13 protein-coding genes, 1 tRNA gene and 2 pseudogenes are annotated in these 19,167 nt (G+C 63.1%); 7 read left to right on the top strand and 9 right to left on the bottom strand.

Annotation, left to right across the window (positions count from 1 at the left end; all coding sequences use genetic code 11):
* Positions 1–197: 197 nt before the first annotated feature.
* Entirely contained in the window at positions 198–1,214 is a 1,017-nt protein-coding gene (locus K1X41_RS10685; protein WP_220174596.1) for an o-succinylbenzoate synthase, read from the top strand.
* A 618-nt stretch (positions 1,215–1,832) separates the two neighbouring features.
* On the opposite strand, the pseudogene K1X41_RS10680 reads toward K1X41_RS10685, so the two are convergent.
* The 4 genes and pseudogenes from K1X41_RS10680 to K1X41_RS10665 all read right to left on the bottom strand — a co-directional run bounded on the left by K1X41_RS10680 (position 1,833) and on the right by K1X41_RS10665 (position 8,704).
* Positions 1,833–3,034: pseudogene (locus K1X41_RS10680) on the bottom strand (cobalamin-independent methionine synthase II family protein).
* 156 nt (positions 3,035–3,190) lie between these two features.
* The gene (locus K1X41_RS10675) at positions 3,191–4,990 is read right to left on the bottom strand and encodes an AMP-binding protein (RefSeq protein ID WP_220174594.1); all 1,800 of its coding nucleotides are present in this window, start codon (positions 4,988–4,990) and stop codon (positions 3,191–3,193) included.
* Positions 4,991–4,995: 5 nt separating this feature from the next.
* Positions 4,996–8,091 (bottom strand): DUF2207 domain-containing protein, encoded by a 3,096-nt coding sequence (locus K1X41_RS10670; RefSeq protein ID WP_220174593.1) that lies wholly within the window; start codon positions 8,089–8,091, stop codon positions 4,996–4,998.
* 46 nt (positions 8,092–8,137) lie between these two features.
* The gene (locus tag K1X41_RS10665; RefSeq protein ID WP_133615376.1) at positions 8,138–8,704 is read right to left on the bottom strand and encodes an adenine phosphoribosyltransferase; all 567 of its coding nucleotides are present in this window, start codon (positions 8,702–8,704) and stop codon (positions 8,138–8,140) included.
* Between the two features lie 123 nt (positions 8,705–8,827).
* Between K1X41_RS10665 and K1X41_RS10660 the strand changes: the two genes are divergently transcribed.
* Positions 8,828–8,901 (top strand) — tRNA-Arg (locus tag K1X41_RS10660).
* Positions 8,902–9,409: 508 nt separating this feature from the next.
* Here the strand turns inward: K1X41_RS10660 and K1X41_RS10655 are convergent.
* Entirely contained in the window at positions 9,410–9,772 is a 363-nt protein-coding gene (locus K1X41_RS10655; RefSeq protein WP_220174592.1) for a hypothetical protein, read from the bottom strand.
* A gap of 1,441 nt (positions 9,773–11,213) precedes the next feature.
* Here K1X41_RS10655 and K1X41_RS10650 point away from each other — a divergent pair.
* The 3 genes and pseudogenes from K1X41_RS10650 to K1X41_RS16150 form a co-directional block, all read left to right on the top strand.
* Positions 11,214–11,729, top strand: a complete 516-nt coding sequence (locus tag K1X41_RS10650) for a hypothetical protein (RefSeq protein WP_220174591.1) — start codon at positions 11,214–11,216, stop codon at positions 11,727–11,729.
* Positions 11,726–12,232: an RNA polymerase sigma factor gene (locus tag K1X41_RS10645; RefSeq protein WP_220174590.1), complete on the top strand. Its 507-nt coding sequence runs from the start codon at positions 11,726–11,728 to the stop codon at positions 12,230–12,232. Before K1X41_RS10650 ends, K1X41_RS10645 begins: the two co-directional genes overlap by 4 nt.
* A 444-nt stretch (positions 12,233–12,676) precedes the next feature.
* Positions 12,677–13,099: pseudogene (locus K1X41_RS16150) on the top strand (phenazine biosynthesis protein PhzF); the annotation flags it as partial.
* Positions 13,100–13,269: 170 nt separating this feature from the next.
* On the opposite strand, the gene K1X41_RS10635 reads toward K1X41_RS16150, so the two are convergent.
* The 4 genes from K1X41_RS10635 to K1X41_RS10620 all read right to left on the bottom strand — a co-directional run bounded on the left by K1X41_RS10635 (position 13,270) and on the right by K1X41_RS10620 (position 16,845).
* A complete protein-coding gene (locus K1X41_RS10635; protein ID WP_258566482.1) occupies positions 13,270–14,469 on the bottom strand; it encodes an ABC transporter permease in 1,200 nt (399 codons plus the stop codon).
* Positions 14,466–15,158, bottom strand: a complete 693-nt coding sequence (locus K1X41_RS10630) for an ABC transporter ATP-binding protein (RefSeq protein ID WP_220174589.1) — start codon at positions 15,156–15,158, stop codon at positions 14,466–14,468. The genes K1X41_RS10635 and K1X41_RS10630 overlap by 4 nt, the downstream gene beginning before the upstream one ends.
* Positions 15,155–15,862, bottom strand: a complete 708-nt coding sequence (locus K1X41_RS10625) for a peptidoglycan-binding protein (protein ID WP_220174588.1) — start codon at positions 15,860–15,862, stop codon at positions 15,155–15,157. The genes K1X41_RS10630 and K1X41_RS10625 overlap by 4 nt, the downstream gene beginning before the upstream one ends.
* Positions 15,863–16,305: 443 nt before the next feature.
* Positions 16,306–16,845 carry a hypothetical protein gene (locus K1X41_RS10620; protein WP_220174587.1) on the bottom strand — a complete coding sequence of 180 codons (540 nt, stop codon included), beginning with the start codon at positions 16,843–16,845 and terminating at the stop codon, positions 16,306–16,308.
* Positions 16,846–17,007: 162 nt separating this feature from the next.
* Between K1X41_RS10620 and K1X41_RS10615 the strand changes: the two genes are divergently transcribed.
* Complete coding sequence (locus K1X41_RS10615) at positions 17,008–17,673, top strand: response regulator transcription factor (protein WP_220174586.1); 666 nt, start codon at positions 17,008–17,010, stop codon at positions 17,671–17,673.
* Positions 17,670–18,983 carry a sensor histidine kinase gene (locus K1X41_RS10610; RefSeq protein ID WP_220174585.1) on the top strand — a complete coding sequence of 438 codons (1,314 nt, stop codon included), beginning with the start codon at positions 17,670–17,672 and terminating at the stop codon, positions 18,981–18,983. Before K1X41_RS10615 ends, K1X41_RS10610 begins: the two co-directional genes overlap by 4 nt.
* Positions 18,984–19,167 lie beyond the last annotated feature (184 nt).

The following is a 19,167-nucleotide window of genomic DNA, read 5'->3' as shown; positions in this document are numbered from 1 at the left end:
CCCGCAAGCTTGGTGAGGCGCCCCTTCACCCGGTGAGGCGCGTATGCGTGTCTCACCTAGGTGCGCATGCGCACCCAAGGTACTCGTGGGCGTCCCCGCCTAGGTACACATGCGCCCGCCCCTCAGACGCTGGAGGTCAGACCGGCTTTCCGCGCCGGCACGGTAAGTTCGCGCATCGCCCTCCGTAGACTCGGAGCATGACGCATCTTCCCGCCGAGATTCCCCCGCTCGCCGAGGTGTTCGACACCATCCGCGTCGTCTCGATCCCCACCAGAACTCGGTTTCGCGGGATCACCGTGCGAGAAGCGGCGATCTTCGACGCGCCTCGCGGTCCGAGCGAGTTCTCCCCGTTCACCGAATACGCGGATCCTGAGTCAGCGCAGTGGCTCGCCGCCGCGCTGGACTTCGGCTGGTGTGAGCAGCCGGCGCCGCTCCGCGACCGGATCGATGTGAACGCCACGGTCCCGGCGGTTGCGCCGGAGGAGGTAGCCGGGATCCTCGCCCGCTTTCCCGGTTGCCGCACCGCAAAGGTGAAGGTTGCGGAGCGGGGCCAATCGCTCGCCGAGGACGTCGCCCGAGTGCGGGAGGTGCGAGTGCTCATGGGTCCAACCGCCCGTATCCGGGTTGATGCCAACACTGGGTGGTCTGTGCACGATGCGGTTGCGGCGCTCACGGCGCTCGCCCAGTTCGACCTCGACTACGCTGAGCAGCCCTGCGCAACGGTGCCAGAACTCGTCGAGGTGCGGCAACAGCTGGCTGCAGCCGGAGTGCCGGTGCGGATCGCCGCAGATGAAAGTGTGCGGAAGGCAACGGACCCGCTGGCAGTGGCCCGCGCGGGCGCGGCCGACCTGATTATTGTGAAGGCGCAGCCGCTCGGCGGGGTCTCGCGGGCCCTCGAGATCGTGCGGGAGGCTGGCTTGCCAGTGGTCGTCTCGAGTGCACTCGACACGTCGGTGGGGATCGCGATGGGCGCGCAGCTTGCGGCGTCGCTTCCTGATGGCACGCTGGCCGGGGCCTGCGGGCTCGGCACCGTCGCGCTGCTCGACGGCGACGTCACGGAGACTTCTTTGATCCCGGCGCAGGGGTCGATCCCCGTTGGCCGGCCGGTGCTCTCTCCGTTGCTGCTCGATCGCTACGCGGCGTCGCCTGAGCGCACGGCCTGGTGGCGCGAGCGTGTGGCCCGCTGCCACGCCCTACTCGCTGCGCACGGGTAGGGCGCCGTCGCAGTGTACGAGGCTGCGCTGCGCGCTGGGCGTTGGGTGATGGGTGCTGGGCACTGGTGCTCAGCCCTGGGTGCTCAGCGCCGGACTCCTGCGCCAAGCACTCAACGCAACTCTCTGATCCCGCGCGCTCAACGCAACTCCCTGGCCCTGAACTCATCCGCCCAGTTCGCTCATGGGTCGAAGTTCGGGGCTTCCCAGAGCTGAAGTCCCGAACTTCGACCCATGAATCGTTTCACCGCAGAGAGGGGTGCGACGAGACAGGCAGGCCTACCCGAGCCAGGCCAAGCCAGCCACATCACGAGCACGAGCACGAGCACGAGCACGAGGTGCCGGGGCGAGACGCTGGACCCCGGCGCTGCGCGCTCAACGCATTTCCCTGATGCTGCGCGCTCAACGCATCTCTCTGGCCCTGAGCTCATCCGCCCAGCACACTCATGGGTCGAATTTCGGGGCTTCCCAGAGCTGAAGTCCCGAACTTCGACCCATGAATCGTTTCACCGGAAATTCCGGTGCGAGAAGACAGACAGGCAGGCAGGCAGGCAGGCGCACCCACGCACCTCCCTCGCTCAAGTCCGTGCGTCACTCCCGCAGCGTGGAGCGAGCGGCGCTCTACACTCGCGCGCGACGAGCTCCCTCGCCGAGCGCCTCAAGCTTCGCCCAGGCGATCTGGGGTGCACGCGCCCGCCAAGGCCGCAGTCGGTCGCCGCGATCACACGCTCCGGGCCGACAATCTTCGCAAAGCGCTCAATGCGCTGCGCGACGAGGTCGGGGTGCTCGACGAGGTTGGTCGCGTGGCTCACCACGCCAGGCACGAGAATCAGGTCGTCTGGGATGAGGTCGCTCTGCTCCTCCCACACGGCCCACTCGTGCTCGTGGCGGGCGTTCGCAGCTTCGAACGAGACCTGGCCAACGTTGGCGCTGAGCACCGTTCTGAGGATGTGCTTGAGCTCGATGTCGGTCGTGTGCGGGCCGTGCCAGGACCCCCAGCACAGGTGCAGGCGAATCTGCTCCTTCGGGAGCCCCTCGATCGCCGCGTTGATCGCATCGATTCGGATCTGCGTGAATGCGAGGTAGTCTTCAATGCTCGGCTCCGGGTTGATCTGATCCCAGTTTTCAGCGATCGAGGGATCGTCGAGTTGCAGGATCAGCCCGGCGTCGGTCACTGCGCGGTACTCCTCGCGCAGGGTCTCGACCCATGCGTCAATGTGCGCCTGCTCGCTCGGGTAGAACTCGTTCTCGATCCGGGCGGCAGAGCCGGGTGCGATTGCCGTGAGGAAGCCGCGCTCGCCCGGCTGCAGTGCGGCGACGAGATTTCGAGTGTCATTCGCGATCGCGGCCTGGCCGGTGTACCGGATCGGGCCTGTTGTGGCGGGGAAGGCGGTCGCGTTCTTGCCCACGCTGATCCCGCTCTGCGGATCCTGGTACGCCTCTGAGAACGTGCTCCAGTCGCGGCGATCGGGGAAGGTGGTCAATCGCACATTGCCCGGTTCGGAGCGCACGGGCTCCTGGCTGAAGATGTCCTTCCCCGTGAGTTCGAGACCCGCAGTGCGCTGGAAGGAGTAGGTCCACCAGGCACCGTAGTCGACAGCGTTCGACATCGCTTTCCCGAACTCACCATCGCCCGGCTGCGTGATCCCGGCCTCACGCTGGCGCTCCACCACGTCCCGTGTCGCTTCGGCGACGAGCGCCTCAAACTCGGGAGTGGACTGCAGCGTGAAGCCGTCCTCTGCGAACGTGCGGGCCGCGTTGGCCTCGATCAGGGCCTCCGTGCGGGGGAGGCTGCCAGCGGTGGTGGTCTCAATACGGGTCATAGCTCGAAGCTATCGGCGGCTCACGGCCCGGCCCAATTCGTGACGATTGATGACGCAGTGGGCACGAGCGGCGGAGGGTCTGGCCGCTGCCAGGGATGCTGCCAGCGGTGCTGCCAGTCCTCGCTCAACCGCCAGATCCTGACGCCCCGCAGCTCGCTAGCCTTTGAGCCCGGGGAAGTCCTCTTCACGCCACTCGCCTGCGGTCCGCTCACCGGCGGCAAACGAGGTTTCCTCAGCCTGTCGCAGCTCGACACGGCGGATCTTGCCCGAGGTGGTTTTGGGCAAGTCGGCGAACTGTACGCGGCGCACACGCATGTACGGCGGCAATGCCACGCGAGCGTGTGCGAGGATCTCGCGGGCAGTCTCCTCCGTTGCCGGCACTCCTGCGGCGAGCGCGACATAGGCCTTCGTGACGTTGAGCTTCGTCTCGTCCGGTGCGCCGACCACGGCTGCCTCAGCGACGGCCGCGTGCTCCAGCAGTGCGCTCTCGACTTCGAACGGCGACACTTTGTAGTCACTCGATTTGAAGACGTCGTCCGTGCGCCCCACGAAAGTCAGCACACCGTCTTCGTCGCGGCGAGCTACGTCTCCCGTGTGAAACAGCCCATTCGCGGTCGCGCGGGCCGTCGCTTCCGGGTTGCCGAGGTACTCGGTCATCAGGTTGATCGGCGCGATACGGGTGGCCGCAGCCGCTCCTGACGCGTCCACTTCACTCACAGTAGGGTCGGGGTCCCGAGCCACGATCCGCAGGCAGTTCTCGCCCTCGACCGCCTCGGCACCGGTCACCGGATCGATCAGCACCGCGTCGACGCCTGGCAGCGGCTTCCCCATCGCGCCCGGCACGATCGGGTCGCCGGGCATATTCGCGATGAGCGCCGTCGTCTCGGTCTGGCCGTAGCCGTCCCGGATCTCAAGGCCCCACCACTCGTGAATGCGGGCGATGACCTCGGGGTTCAATGGTTCCCCGGCGGAGACGACCTCTCGGAGCGCGCGCGGCTTCGTCGCGAGCTGGTGCTGGATCAGCATGCGCCACACGGTTGGTGGGGCGCAGAACGTGTTGACCCCAGCTCGGTCCAGTTCTGAGACGAGGAACTCAGCGTCGAAGCGACCATAATTCGCGACGAAGATCGTGGCTCCGACGTGCCACGGACCGAAGAAGCTCGACCAGGCGTGCTTGCCCCAGCCCGGAGCACTGATGACGAGGTGGGTGTCGCCGGGGCGCACGCCCAGCCAGGACATCGTGGTGAGGTGCCCGAGCGGGTAGCTCGTGTGCGAGTGCTCGACGATCTTGGGCAGACTCGTGGTGCCCGAGGTGAAGTAGATCAACGCGGGATCGCCGCTCAGTGTCGCTTTAGGAATGCGTCCGGCGCCAGCCGCACGCGATTCTTCGTAGTGCTCCCACTCCCACAGCGCCGCGCGCTGCTCTTTACTCGCATCGGGCAGGCCGAGGCCGACCCCAATGCCACGGTAGCTGCCCGGCACCTCGGAGAACTTCAGGGCGTCTTCGGGAGCGGCGAACACCCAGTTCACGCGGCCTCGGGCCACACGATCTTCAAGCTCTGCCGCACCCAGCACGACTGAAGTGGGGAGGATCACGATGCCAAGCTTCATCGCGGCGAGCATGATCTCCCAGAGTTCGACGCGGTTGCCCAGCATCAGCATGGCGACATCACCCTTGCGAGCACCCGTCGCGCGTAGCCAGTTCGCCACCTGGTCAGAGCGGCGCTTGAGCTCGGCGAAGGTGAGCTTCTGCTCGCTGCCGTCCTCCTCCGCAATCCAGAGCGCGACAGTGTCGTTGTCCTGCGCGATCACGTCAAATACGTCGTGTGCCCAGTTGAATTCGGGGCCCACGTCTGGCCACTGAAACTCTGCGCGCGCACGTGCTGGGTCACCTGCGCAGGCGAGCAGCTGGTCGCGTGCGGCGAAAAATGCGGCGGTGGCATCGATCTGGGTCATGGGGTCTATTCTCCACCCGCCCGGCCGAGGCGGCGAACCAGGACGACGAACTGGACGACGACTGCAACCCACGTCACCCCGGAGAGGATAAACGCGCCGGTTCCCTGCGCATCGCTGCTGGCCATCGGGCCAACGATCCACCAGAACAGCACACACTGGGCGATGAGCAACAGCGGGATCCCGAGGAATCCGACCAGACTCAGTCCCAGTCCTGGTGCGCGCCGTCGGAGCGCAGCAACGGTGGTGATCGCGATGGCCGCTGCGAGCACTCCCCCCGTCAGCCACATCATCATCGCGTACGGGCGGTTGTATGCGGCGAGCGCGCGTTGCATCGCCCCCTCCTCAACGCCCGCAAAGGTATCTGCCGGGAAGTCGAGCCGCGCACCCAGCTCGGTGTAAGCCCCCACCTGCAACTCGTACGCGCCAAAGTTGTCGTTGACCTCAGGATCGACAGCGAACGAGCCGCCTTCCCCGAGCGCGTCGATCTCACGCGTTTCCACAGCATCGGCGTCAAAGATCAGCACGAGCGCGCCATCTTCGCGGAGAGTCTCTGCTCCGATCCGGAGCTCTCTGCGCTGCCCCGTGTCGTCATACCAGGAGGACTCGACCTGCCACGGGAGTACGGCGTTTCCGACTGCGCCTGGGATGCGCGGGAGGTCGAGATCCAGATCGATCCAGCCGCCCCCACGCAACTCTTTCGCGAGTTCGGGGGCCACAGTGAGTTCCAGCCGGAGCGGGCGCACGACTGCGGAGCCGTCGTACGGGTTGCTCGGATTCGTGTAGTACTCGTCTTCCCAGGTCTCGAGCCAAGCCGCCCAGCGCACCTGCTGAGCTTCGCCCACACCGTCTGACGCCGCGACCGCTGCGCCGTTCAGCGTGTAGCGCACTTCGATCTCATGTGTACCTTGAAGCGCGTCCTGGAACTGGGTCACCACGACGTGGCTGCGCGGCTGCGCAATCTCGCGCACCGGTGCGGCCGCGCCGTCAATGGTGACCGAGGTGAGATCGAAACCGAGATCCTGGCCCAGATACTGCGTCGACCACTCCCGCGCATACTGCGGCACGCGCGAGGAGCCGTCGGCGAACACCACAGTCAGAAGCTCGGTGACCTCCAGACGGGCTCCGCCGTCCGCACCGCGGCCGAGCTCCGCCCGCACATCGAACCCAGCGGTTTCGGTGTACAGGGTGCCGGGGAGGTTACTCGAGTCCTCGGTGTAGTGCTCCGTGTCGTCGTAGGGCGGCGATACGGTCGATACCGTCACGATCGCGCCCGCCAGCACGGCCAGCGCTGCGCCGAGCGCGAGAATCGCGGGGAGCGGCAGGAACCGGGAGCCACGCCAGCCGTTCGTGATCGACGGATCCCCGGTCTCCTCGATCGCGAGGGCCGCGACCCGCTTGCCTGCGCGCCTGGGGGAGGCGAAGAGCACGGCATACGGCAGCAGCGGGTCGGTGAGCGGCCCGCGATCCAGGAGTCGCGTGGCACGAGCGAACACGTGCACGCCTTTCAACTGCTGCACGGCGAGCGCACCCGCGCGGGTAAGCGGGCGCGGGCGACGCACCAGCACGAGTGAGATGATCGCAAACACGGTCGAGAGCAGCACGAACACCGCCGGCCACCAGACGACTGACAAAATAACCTGCTCTGAGAGCTGGCGCAGGAGCCCCCACTGGAACAGCGTTATTGCGACGGGCGCGAAGACGAAGAAGTCGCGCACGTAACTGTCAGGTACCCAGCGCAAGCCTCGGTCGACAACCTCGTCCGGGCGGCGCCAGCGTGAAGCGGCCTCGCGCACGGTTGGAAGGTTGCCCCAGCGGCCAGCCCGTCGGCTTGCACGAGCGAGTCGAGAGAACCATCGCTCCCGTTTCGCGCCGCGACCGGGGACGTCAGCGAGCTCCGCGACCAGCTCAGCGTGCGCTGCTTTGCCGAGCAGCGCAGCCGCGAGGTCTGGTGAGAGCTTCTGTGGTGGCTCGCTCCGTGCAAGGTACCAGGGGTCACCTGCGTTGTCGGCCCAGACCACTCGTCTGGCGGCCGCCGCGAAAAGCGCGAGAGCCGCGAGGACGCCCAGCGGGAGGAGCGGGCCGTAGCTCTGCCACCAGAACAGCGCCGTGGTGTCCGGTTGTGTGAAGGTGCCCTGCTCGAAGCTTGCTCTGATCAGGATGTCCGGGTAAGGCGGGAGGCTCTGATCATTGCTGAAGCTGTAGCGCACCTCGGATCCAGACGTGGAACTGGGTTCCGCCCCTGAGCTCGCTGGGTCCTCAGGCGTCAGCCACTGGGTGGCGCTCGCGAGCAGCCAACCGACGTACGCCTGAGGCTTCCGAATCAGTGCTGCGTCCAGCTCAGCCGGCAGCGTGAGCGAGACCTCGATCCCCTTGGTGGCCTGCGGCCAGAGGGGGCCGAACACCGGCCAGTCCCAGGCGTCAACGATGCTGCCCGTCGCGTCATCGGTGGCGGTGACGATGAGATTGTGGAGCTGGTACGAGACGGCGATCTCGTGCTCCCCCTCAAACTCGGCCCCGTCGGGTTGCGTAATCCGAATAGTGGTGGTGGTGGAGCGGCGTTCAATTTCGGCCGTGACCGGGGTACCGTCCACGGTCACTTCCCCGAGCTCGAACTCGGCGTCGTGCCCCGCGAATTCGGTGACAAGAACCCGCTCGACGCTCGGTTCGGGACCGTTCCGGAAGTCCGCGGTGTACCGCTCGGAGATCGCTGCCGCAAAGCCACCCGATGCGCCACGGGTGACGTCATACTCGACGCTGGCGTCACGCGCCACCCAATCGACCTCATCTACTTTCGCTGAGGCAATGACATCGTCGAAGTCGAGCGGCTTGTTGATGATCGGGCCGAACAGCAACAGGATCCCCACCGCTGCAATCAGGGCCCAGAAGATACGGAGCGCATTGCGCCAGACAGCGTCGCCGCGGGCTCGCAGCCGCGCCTCGACCCCGGTGAGGACTCGGGCGAGCCAGCGAAACAGCGGGGTGTGCTCGGGAGCTGGGTCAGGGATCCGCCCGGAGTTCAGCAGTTCCGGGTCGCTCCCTGCGAGGTCGAAGAAGTCTGCACCGGGCAGCCCCCGGCGTGCTGGCTTCGCGTCTTTGCTCATAGTGCTGGTTCCCCCCGAACCTGTGCCAGACCTCGGACCAGATCCGCTAGCTGTGGAAGACGGTGTGGAGCTGCGGGTCGTTGAGCGCTGCACGGCCGCCGAGATCTTCGATCTCGAACAGCACCGAGGTCCCTGCGACCTCGTATCCCAGTTCGCGCATCAGCGCGTGCGCTGCGATGAGAGTGCCGCCGGTGGCGAGTACGTCGTCGATCAGGAGCACCCGGGATCCGCGAGGGAAATCATCGTGCGCTTCGACAACGGCGACGCCGTACTCGAGTGCGTAGTCAACCTGCGCGGCAGGTCGGGGCAGTTTGCCTGCCTTGCGGACTGGCATGAGCCCGGCACCGCTCGCGTATGCGGCGGCGCTGGCGAACAAGAAGCCGCGGGCTTCCAACCCGGCAACAACATCGAAGGTGCCCGCGAAGGGTGCGATCAGTGCATCGACCGTGGCGCGGAATGCTGGGCCGTCCGCGAGCAACGGCGTGATGTCGCGGAACAGGATCCCGGCTGCGGGGTAATCAGGAACCTCGAGGATCAGCGACTCAGCGCGCTGAAGCGCCGCAGAGTTCGGCGTTGGTTGCGAGCTGGCGGACGTACTGGGGTTTTCAGGCACGAGGACCAGGGTACCGTGCTCACCTCTGCTGGTGGGTGCGTTCCGCACACGCCCGGGATCCCCGCCCGAATTTTCGTTTTCGAATCCGCTCGTGTAATGTCTTTCTAGTTGGGAAACCAACGGGCGCCCCTAGCTCAGCTGGATAGAGCATCTGACTACGGATCAGAAGGTCGGGGGTTCGAATCCCTCGGGGCGCACACAGTATCTGAATCCCCCGTCGCGAAAGCGGCGGGGGATTCGTCGTTTGTACGCAGATGATCCGGTCTGCTGCACTGGAGATCGAATCTCTCGCTATTCTGCAGCGGTAGCGTGCCGCCGTCGACGACCAGGTGAGTCTCCCCCGCGATTCGTTTGGGCAAACTGAGATGCAGATTGTTCCGATCACCATTTCTCAGCGCCCCGATGGGTCGCTTGTTCTGATCGGGGGCCCCAGGGTCTGCATTGCGGGCACGTGCGCTCATGGCTGAGCTCACTGAGCACGAAGCTGCGAGCTCGAGAACACACGAAGAGGTCGAGGAGCTCAAGGTTCTCGAGACAGAACAGTAGCCCCGCAGCCGAACTCACTATGAGGCAGAAACAACTCGCGATCAATTTCGTTGCAGTTGAAGCGGAAGCCCGTGCAGCGAATGGGCGAGCGCCAGGCGACGACCGCACCAGACAGAGGCCTTGTGCGCGCATCGCCTGTCGCTGCTTCCCACGGCAGAGCTACAACTTGTCGGTGTCCTCTAAGTACTGTTGATTCGCTTCAACAGCTCGCCGAGCGGCGGTGACTCGGTCCCGCATGAGCGAGGGCCCCACGAACATCACCACAGCGAGAAGAGTCGCGGCGATCCAGCCAGTGATCCAATACAACGCGACTACGGCGACGATCGAACCGACCCAGTAGTACCACTTGCGGTACAGCCGCGGACCCCCTCCGCGCTTCCAGGAATCGGCGTATTCCAACGCGAGCGGAGCGAGCTCGGCCCGGCTGACGGCATGGCCGAGCTGCACTGAATCCAGAATCTCTTTCCGATCTTCAGGCGCAAGAGCCTGAAGCCGAATCTCAACTGACTCTTGTGCGGTCACCGCCGAACTCCCTGACTAGTTGAAGACTCCACAGGTGGCGAGCACGCCCACGCAGCAAGTCCATACGCGAGGAACGTATCCGGGCCAGGTTGCCCCACATCCGCCGGCACAGACCGGGCAGAAGCCCGCACCACAAGCTGTCCAGTCATCGTAGCTCCCTCGCGCAGCGGCCACGCCCACGGGCCTCAGCTGACCAACACTCACCGTCTCCTCACCGCTCTGGCCTAGTACGACAGCGTTTGGAGGCTTCGACGCAAGCGACCGGATCAGTGCGAGTCGTTTCTGGATCTCGTCATCGAGCGTCAGAACACCACAGACTCAGCGCCGACGGATGCTACAACGTTGTAGCGGGGGAAGCGAGCGAAGCCTTGTCAGATGAGCCGTGCTGCAAGTTCTTGCATCTCTGTTGACTGCTTTGCCACAGCAGTGATTGGGGCTGCGCTCTCGCCTGTAACCCATTCGACAGGTGTTGCAGGACGGGAATGTGCGGACGCGCTCGCACTCGACAGTGCGCCCGCTGCAATGATTCCACCGACCACCACCCCAGGAACGGCGCGAAGCAGGAAGCGCCGTTCGGTTGAGTGGACTTGCTGAGAATGTTTGTAGGACTGACCGATTGCCGAGAGGATTCGTCGCGCATCCGCAATTCCAAAGATTGAGACGAGCTTCATGGCCACACTCGAACCGCTCCGTTTGTGGACGACATCGCCGTCGGCACGGCAAAGGGTTGGTGTCCAAGCCGCGGACCCCAAGCTTGAGGACGGCTTCCTCGCTGATCACTCCCGCGATGCAGGTGACCCGATGACCGATCGAACTGCTTGGCGGACCTACCAAGATGCTCAGCCGTAGCGTCAGTGTTTGTTGGGTTGAAGCTGGCGCGGGGCAGGTGGAAGGGTCCCTGCGCACCTGCGCAGGACGGTCTCGGCAACTACGAGTTCACAGCTGCTCCGAACGAGTTGTGGCCGCCTGACATTCAGTCCGGGCCGAATCATATGTACGTCACATTGATAGATTTTGTATTTCATTTGTCACGTTCTCGCCCAGTCGGCACAGGTACTAGATAACACGTAACCGGGAGCGAGAAGCCATGAATTTACAGCAAGACGCTGCGGATTTTGACGCAAGATTGAAGCGACAGGCACGAGTCACTCCAGAGATTAGTGAGAGTACATGTCGACAACTGGTGAGTCGCGCCGAGGGTGAAGCTCGGACTCGTCAAAAGCGAATCCGTATTGGACTTATCGGATCGTTCGCTGCGGTAGTTGCGCTTGGCGTGCCGTCCGCAGCTGTCGCAAACGTTGTGTTTCAGGCCCAGACCGGACGAATCAATGCGAGCGAGGAGCAACAGCTCCAACCCTCAGTCGATGGACCGGGCGGTGAATCTGACGAGGGCGTCTTTGACCCCGGCAGTGAAGGGGCGCCGGGGGCGGAGTGGATTGACATGGGTGCCAGTGACCTCGACCAGTACATTGCTTCTCGTGCGCCCAGAGATATCGCACTGCCAGATGGTGTGACTTGGGACGATGCGCTGGCCCACTTCTTCAGCAGATTTGATCAAGACGCGTACATTGCCTCAAATGACCTGGGCGGGAATGGGCAAGTGCAGGCTGAAAGCCTCGTCATCGACATCATGCTTGAGAACCAGGCGAGACGCGAGTGGCTCACGGCCTGGTTCGACGCCTACAACCGCAAGGATGGGGCGATGATGAGCAAAGCGGGACTTGTGCTCAGTCAATCAGCTGATTGGCCGGCTGAAGCGGCAAGTACGCGTGGAGCTTATCTGGAGCAAATGCACGAGTGGGGGCGCCTCATTGCAACTGGGGACTACGAAGCTGCGCAGGCTTTTGCCACCTACCACGAGTGGAGCGAATTCTCAGATGGAAAAGACTACTCGGTAGTCACCGGAGACATATTGACAGGCGCACGTGTGGTCGTTCCGGAAGAAGGAAATTCGTGAAACGCGCCACATTCCAGAGCGTCTCCGATACTGACACCTTGAAAGACTCCCTGGCGCGAATGGTGCCAGAACTCGTGGGGTACTTCAATCGGCGGCTGGGCAATTTGGACGATGCCTCGGACGCAGCAGGAGACACGCTCGTCGAGGTCCTCCGTTCTCCCCAGAAGATTCCTTCTGACCCCATCCGCTTTCGGCAATACGTGTTCGGAATTGCGCGTCATGTACTGGCCCGTACTCGGCGTGGCCGGATCCGGAACAATGAGATTGCTGATCGGTTGAAGGCTGAGCTCAAGGGTTCTGAACAGTACGCTGCTATTCCTGAGGATCCACTCCTCGCCGACGCAATCGGGCGTCTCGGGGGGAAGGATCAGGAGCTCCTACTTCTGGTCGCGTGGGAAGGGTTCAGCATCGTGGAGGCGGGCGCCACGCTCGGCCTGAAGCCTGATGCTGCAAGGAAAAGATACTCGCGACTCAAACAAGCACTCAGGGCTCAACTCGGGTGAAGGACGATAGCGTTCCCTCTCCCTCTGTGCGATGAGTGTGCCTTTCGGGAACACCTTCTGACTCGCGGGTCTTCCGAAGTCGCCTGCTGCTCCGAGGCATGCAGACAGCAAAGAGTCTGCTACACGTTGAGGTGAGAGTTTGCTCAGGCAGCGAGCGCGATCAGGCAAGGCTTGTCTCTGCAGCCACGCCAAGTACGCGGCATACGCTTCAACGGGTTGCGAAGACTCACCTGGCGAATGTGCTCGAGTGGATACCGCTCCCCGGACAAGGCCATCGAGGCCACTCCGCAGGTCAGTTCGTGCAATCGGTCTTGTCATGGCGCTCCTCCGAATATCTCCGTACTTTCATCCTGATCTGTCTGTGATAACGAGGGCGTAAACACTGGCCGCGGCACGTCACAACCGCGGCTTCATCCCGGCGTGGCCTTGCCGTGAAATGATCTCCTGTCCTTCCGAACGCCACCGCGAACCCGCTCGGGCCCGGTAAACCCGGCAACAAGGGCTGCCATCACGGATATTCTGGGCGTCGACCCCCAGCACGTTGTTGACGCAGAGTGGCTCGACAACGGTCCCGGTTGGGTCGGGGTCCTGCTCGACACCTCTGCAGCGGTTCTCGCTCTGCAACCCGACGCTTCTCGCCATCCTGGCCGGTGGGATATCGGAGTCATCGCTCCGCAGAGCGAACCCTCAGAGACAGCATTCGAGGTAGGCGCGTTCTTTACCGAGGGGAACGAGCCGCTTCGTGAAGATCCTGTTACGGGGCGCCTGAACGCTGCGGCGGCCGAACGGCTGATTTCCACTCAGCGAGCCCACGCACCATTCATCGCCGCTCAAGGCACCGCGATGAACCGTCAAGGCAGGGTCTATATCGCACAGCGTGACGGTCACGTGTGGGTCGGCGGGCGCACAGACGTGGTAGTCCGCGGGACGCTCACCACGAGTGAGACCCGGTGGTCCCCGGCCGCCTGCGTGCGGTCAACGACCTGGGGCTGGTCCGCACCCATCGGTGCGGACCAGCCCCAGGTTGAGCGTTGGCGTCAGATACTCAGCGCCGCCGTGGGCGGTGTTCGCGCTGCGCGCGCGGCCGGGTACAGACCAGCAACCGCCCCAATGCCCAGGGTGCTTCCTATCGCTGCCCCAAAAAGCCCTGGCGGTACAGAAAAGGGCCAGCCGTTGAGGGCCCCGACTACTGCGACAACGAGGGCGCCCAGTACCGACCCCATTACTCCGCCGAGGGCTGAAAGCAGCAGCGCTTCAGAGAGGAATTGCCGACGAATGTGTGCTCGAGTCGCCCCCAGAGCACGGCGCAAGCCGATCTCACGCCGCCGCTCAAGCACGGAAATGATCATCGTGTTCGCCACCCCAATGCCCCCCACGAGCAGGGCGATTGATCCCAACCCAACCAACAGGCCAGTGAAGGCTTGATCTGCAGCGAACTTGGCTGCGAGTGCATCCGATGGGCGAGAGACTGCCACTTCCTCTGGCGCTTGTGGGTTCACTGATGCTGGCAGCAGGTCGCGTACCTGATCGACAAGCTGCTCGTCGACTCGTTGATACACCGTGGATGGACTGCCATCAAATTCGAACATCGACGTTGCTATATCCAGGCCGATGAGCGCCGCGAGATCCAGCTCGGGAGCCAAAGGCGACGCGGCAAGGATTCCCACGACAGTGAAATACTGCCCACCCAACCAGACTTGACTACCAACGGTATGTATTCCCAAACTCGTGGCCGTGTCGGCCCCCAGAACGACCGCCGGGTACGCAGCGGTGGAAGAGTTCAGCCATGACCCGGTGTCCATCTCCGTCGCGGTCACATCGAGCAGGTCGAGATCCGTCGCGAGTACCGAAATCCCACCAGTCTCAGATTCGTTGACGAGTTCGCTGCGATAGACGTTCACGTTCAGCTTCGCAGTCCCGCTTGCGCTCTCTGCACCGTCCATCTGACGTGCCTTCGGTATCGTGCTGGGTGGAAGCTGTGTCTCGTCTCCAAACATGCTGGTGTTCGCCTCAGCAGTCAGAAGGTTCGTGCCCAGTGCATCGAGCTGAGCATTGAGCTGTGCCTGACTCGACGTGGAAATTCCCACGACAGCGATCATCGCTCCGATCCCGATAGCGATCCCGAGCGCAGACAAGACTGCTCGCAGAGGACGGGTGCGTAACCCGGAACCGCCGAGATGGACAATATCCGAGAACCGCAACCGTGAGCGCAAACGTACTCCGGTCATCGTTTTCATGTGTGCACTCCCACCCGGGAAGAATCATCGACGATTCGCCCATCTTTAATGGTGATCTGGCGGGGAAACTTCTTGGCCAGCTCGACATCATGTGTAATCACGACGACCGTGGTGCCTTGCCGATTCAGCAACTCCAAGAGCTTCACGATGGCCATTCCCGATTGGGAATCCAGATTTCCCGTCGGTTCGTCCGCGAGGAGTAGGAGGGGGTCACCGACAATCGCGCGCGCGATCGCCACACGCTGACGCTCACCACCAGAGAGTTGGTGCGGTTTGTGGTCGTGTCTGTGCCCCAAGCCCACCCGGTCGAGCGCTTTCCGGGCACGACTTCGACGCGCGCTCCGAGGCTCACCGAGGTAGAGCAAGCCATCAGCAACGTTGTCGACCGCGGTGACGCCGTCGCTGAGATGAAACTGTTGGAAGACGAAGCCAATGCGATGCGCCCGCAGTGCGGAGAGCTCCTGGTCACTGAGCGTTTGGACATCGGCGCCACCGATTCTCGCGGTGCCAGCGGTAGGCCGATCCAGCGTGCCAATGAGGTTCAAGAGGGTTGACTTGCCAGAGCCGCTCGGCCCGACGATTGCAACAAGTTCGCCCTCCTGCACCACGAGATCGACCCCAGCACATGCGCGCACAGGTGGCTCGCCATAGGACCGTTCGACGGCGTTGAGCTCGATGATCGGAATCATGAGCCTGGCACCACAACTTCCATCCCAGCTTTGATCTTTTCGCCGGATACTTCTACGCGTCCGCCAGCAAACAGGCCCGTCGTTACCGGAACCTTCGACGTGGTCCCATCCGCATGAGCTGTCTCAACTCCAAACCCGCCGTCCGGCAATGCAATCAGCGCCTCCACTGGCACTGAGAGGACTCCTTCACGAGTCTCCGAGGGGACGTCCACTGTCACGTTGGCTTTTTGGATACCTTGGGCATCCTCCGGTGTGTCGAGCGTGACTGTGAGGGGGATCACCACAGATTTTGAGCCGTTCGATTCACGCTCGGTGGGCTGACCGATACCCGTGATCTTTCCCGTCGTCGCAGCCCCGCCGGGCAATTTGATTTCGACAGGTGTGTCAAGCACGGCCAGTTTCTGGTCGCCGAGCTTCAAGTCGGCCGTGACGGCCTGTTGTAAGGCGGAGAGCTTCACCACTGGAATACCAGGCCCGACCCGGTCTCCCACGCTGGCGAGGACATCCGCGATGCGAACGCTCGAAGCGCTAAAAACGACACGTCCCAGATCAATTCGGCCGGTCTCTGCTTGGCCGGTGGATTCTTGCCAGAGATCGATGGCATTCTTCGTATTCCAGTCAAACTCCTCGTCCGGTGTGTATCCGAAATGCCCTGCCGCGCTGAGGTTCTCCTCTAATTGCTTCACATCAGGGCCATCCGACATCCCAGTTTCAAACGCTCTCCAGGCGGGGAGAGCGCCATTGAATAGGTAGACACCCTGATTATCGACAGAGAACAGGACGCCCCCATGATCAACGGTGCTGCCGGCTGCTGGCGTACCTGTGAGCGTGCCAGCGATCTCCGACGCCTGATCCCTGGTCTGTGCAAAGTCGAGAACACCCGGTATGGTCCGTGACCCGGTCAGGGTCCCTTCCTCGACCGTGGCGGTGTCCAGCGTTGGCTTGTCGGATTCCAGAGTCGGTTCCGACGCGCTTGCGTAGGCCAAATATGAACCGCCACCGCCCAATCCGACAAGGAGTGCGATCCCGGCAAACCACAAGAGCCGTGTGCGCCGTCTCTGGCCGGCACCGTCCTCTTCTGTAGGAGATGCGGCACTGAGCTCATGCGAATCACGGACATTCGACGTCTCCGACGTGCGACGAAACATCACTGCTCGACCCGAGTTGCTGCCTGGCCGCCACCGCACTCTTCCATAACCTCCTGGGGAGCATCCGACGGGAACGACAGCGTCTTACCGTTCGGGTCGGGGTCGGGCATGTCATAGCCGTTCTCTCGGTAGCATTCCGCGGCCTCCGTCGCCCACTTCAAGAACTCCTTGTCCGCGGCTGCCTGCTCTTCCGGCGATGGTGCCGGCGGATCCCCAAGCTTCTCCTGGCACGTTTCCGAAGCAGTCTGCATCGCCTCAGGATCAACGTCTCCCTGCGTCGACATCGATAGTCCGCCGCCAGCACTTTCTTCTGGGTCTGGATAGTCAATCCCCTGTTCGCGCATGCACTCGGCGTAATCGAGTTGCCAGCTCATCGTGTCGCTGGTCTCCGAACTATCGGTCTTGGATCCTCCGGTTTGGGGACTCTCCGTCTTCTCTTGGCCGCCCGGCGCGCAGGCGGCAAGGCTCAACGCGAGAAGTGGGACTGCAATGAGTGCTCCGGCAGAAGCGCCACGGTGACGGTTTTTGCTGATGAACATGGTGGTCTGTCCTTTCGTCGAACAGCGGAAGTGCTGCGTTGGGAACAGTTCACCAACTGGGAGGTAAAACCAGGGTTCAGTCGAAGCTTTACCCCATTCTTATGCGGAGAATGCTTGACTTATGACTCCCCCTCCCCCCCCCCACCTATCCGTTGGAGTGTCATGCGCACATTGATCGTCGAGGACGAGATTTACCTGGCCGAAGCCATTCGTACAGGTCTTCGGCGCGAGATGATGGCAGTGGATATGGTCCACGACGGCCACACAGCAGTGGAGTACCTGTCTGTAAATGACTACGACATCGTCGTGCTTGACCGAGATCTTCCGGGTCTCCACGGAGATGATGTGTGCGCTTGGGTCACTGCACATCGCCCAGAATGCCGCGTCCTGATGTTGACGGCCGCCCATTCGCTCCGCGATAAGGTGGCGGGGTTCGAGCAGGGCGCCGATGACTACCTTGCGAAGCCCTTCGCGTTCCCTGAACTCATAGCGCGGATTCGGGCGCTTGGCCGAAGGGCCGGAGCATCCCACCCACCGGTGTTGGAGGCAGAAGGGATCCGGCTTGATTCCTTTCGCCGGGAAGCGTATCGAGACGGCAGGCTGCTTCGCCTCGCAAACAAGGAGTTCGCAGTGTTGGAGCTTCTCATGTCCGCCGCTGGCGGGGTGCTCAGCACAGAGACCCTGCTGGAGAAGGCCTGGGACGAGAACGCCGACCCATTCACGAACACCGTCCGAGTGACGCTTTCCAATCTCAGAAAGCATCTCGGCGAGCCCGGCTTGATCCACACCGTTGTCGGATCGGGATACCGATTTGGGGCCGCAGAATGAAAGCTTCCACAAGCGCACTCGGGCCGAGCTTCCTTCGTGCATGGCGCCAACGGTTCACCATTCGAACCCGGCTCACGGTTGCCTTCACGGCGCTGCTGGGCGTCGCCGGAGCTGCCATTGTGTTTACCGTCACGGTATTCATGCGAACAGTGCCCGAATACGTCACTGTTGGCGTCCAAGAGGAGCGATCAGGAGACTTCGCTTCCGCACCCGACGTCGGTGCAGCGTCCCTGCGCCTCGGAAGCGATGCTGCTCCAGCGCAAGGGATTGTCCTCAGAGATCCGGCCGCCATCCTCAATACCTCGTTCGTCGTTTCCCTGATCGTTCTCGCAGTCCTCGTCGCCACTGGTGCCGCCGTGGCGTGGGTGATCTCAGGGAAGATGCTTCGCCCGCTTCAAGCCATTAATCAAGCCGCCAAGCTCGCGAGCACCGGGTCGCTCGATCATCGAGTCGCACTGCAGGGCCCGAAAGACGAACTTCACGACCTTTCCGACACGTTCGACATGATGCTCGGGCGGCTCGACGACGCGTTCCAAACGCACCGTCGTTTCGCTGCGAATGCCTCTCACGAACTCCGGACACCGCTGGCTGCGACAGAAACGATGCTCGAGGTGGCATTGTCCGACCCGAATATCACCGCTGAAGAGCTCCGCACTGTGGCCAGTCGCGTGCTCGAAACGAATCGTCGAAATGCAGAGACCGTCGAAGCGCTTCTCGCGCTCACAGAGATCGAGTATCTGCCAAGGACCCACGAGCCGGTCTCCCTCCACACGCTCATCCAAGACGTCCTCGCCTCGACTCGCGGGGAAGCCATGGCGATGGATCTCACGCTTCAGGTCACTCTCACCCCCTGCATGGTGGTTGGCGACGAAGCCGTCCTCCGCCAGGCACTGACGAATCTGATCACAAATGCCATCCGCCACAACCAGCATGGCGGCGTCGTGGAGATTGCCGCCTCTGATGCGACCGACGAGGTGCAGATACTCATCGAGAACACCGGCCATCCCCTCACAAACGAACGCATTCAGCAGTTGCGGGAGCCATTTGCCCGCGGTGACGGGCGTGTTGAAGGGGGACGTCGCGGGCATGGCCTGGGCCTGGCGATCGCCACCACAGCAGTGGAAAGCCATGGTGGCGATGTGTGCCTGACCCCCCGGACTGGGGGCGGCATGACCGCCCTGATTACCTTCCCCACTTCGACGGAGATAGACCTCCCGGCACCCAGGTGCGGGGAGGTGCTCACCAGCAAAGTCACCGCGCGCACGGGAGCAGACACCTCGGCCGAGCTCATCACTCAGGCTGACACGTAGCGTTGAATGCCGGACAACAGTTGGGACCATCACGACGCCTGTCGGGTTTCTTGCTTGAGGTGTTGAACCTCCGCTCGAACCTGTGCGTCATTGCGGCGAAGCCCAATCCTGCGATGCTGGCTTCCTCAGCACCTTGACAACCGGATACCTTGGGGAACTCCTCTACAAGCTCAATTGAAATTGG

It is taken from the genome of Leucobacter luti (genome assembly GCF_019464495.1).
Lineage (GTDB): Bacteria > Actinomycetota > Actinomycetes > Actinomycetales > Microbacteriaceae > Leucobacter > Leucobacter luti_A.
The sequence above is the reverse complement of the archived record's forward strand: the minus strand, read 5'-3'. Positions and strand labels throughout refer to the sequence as shown.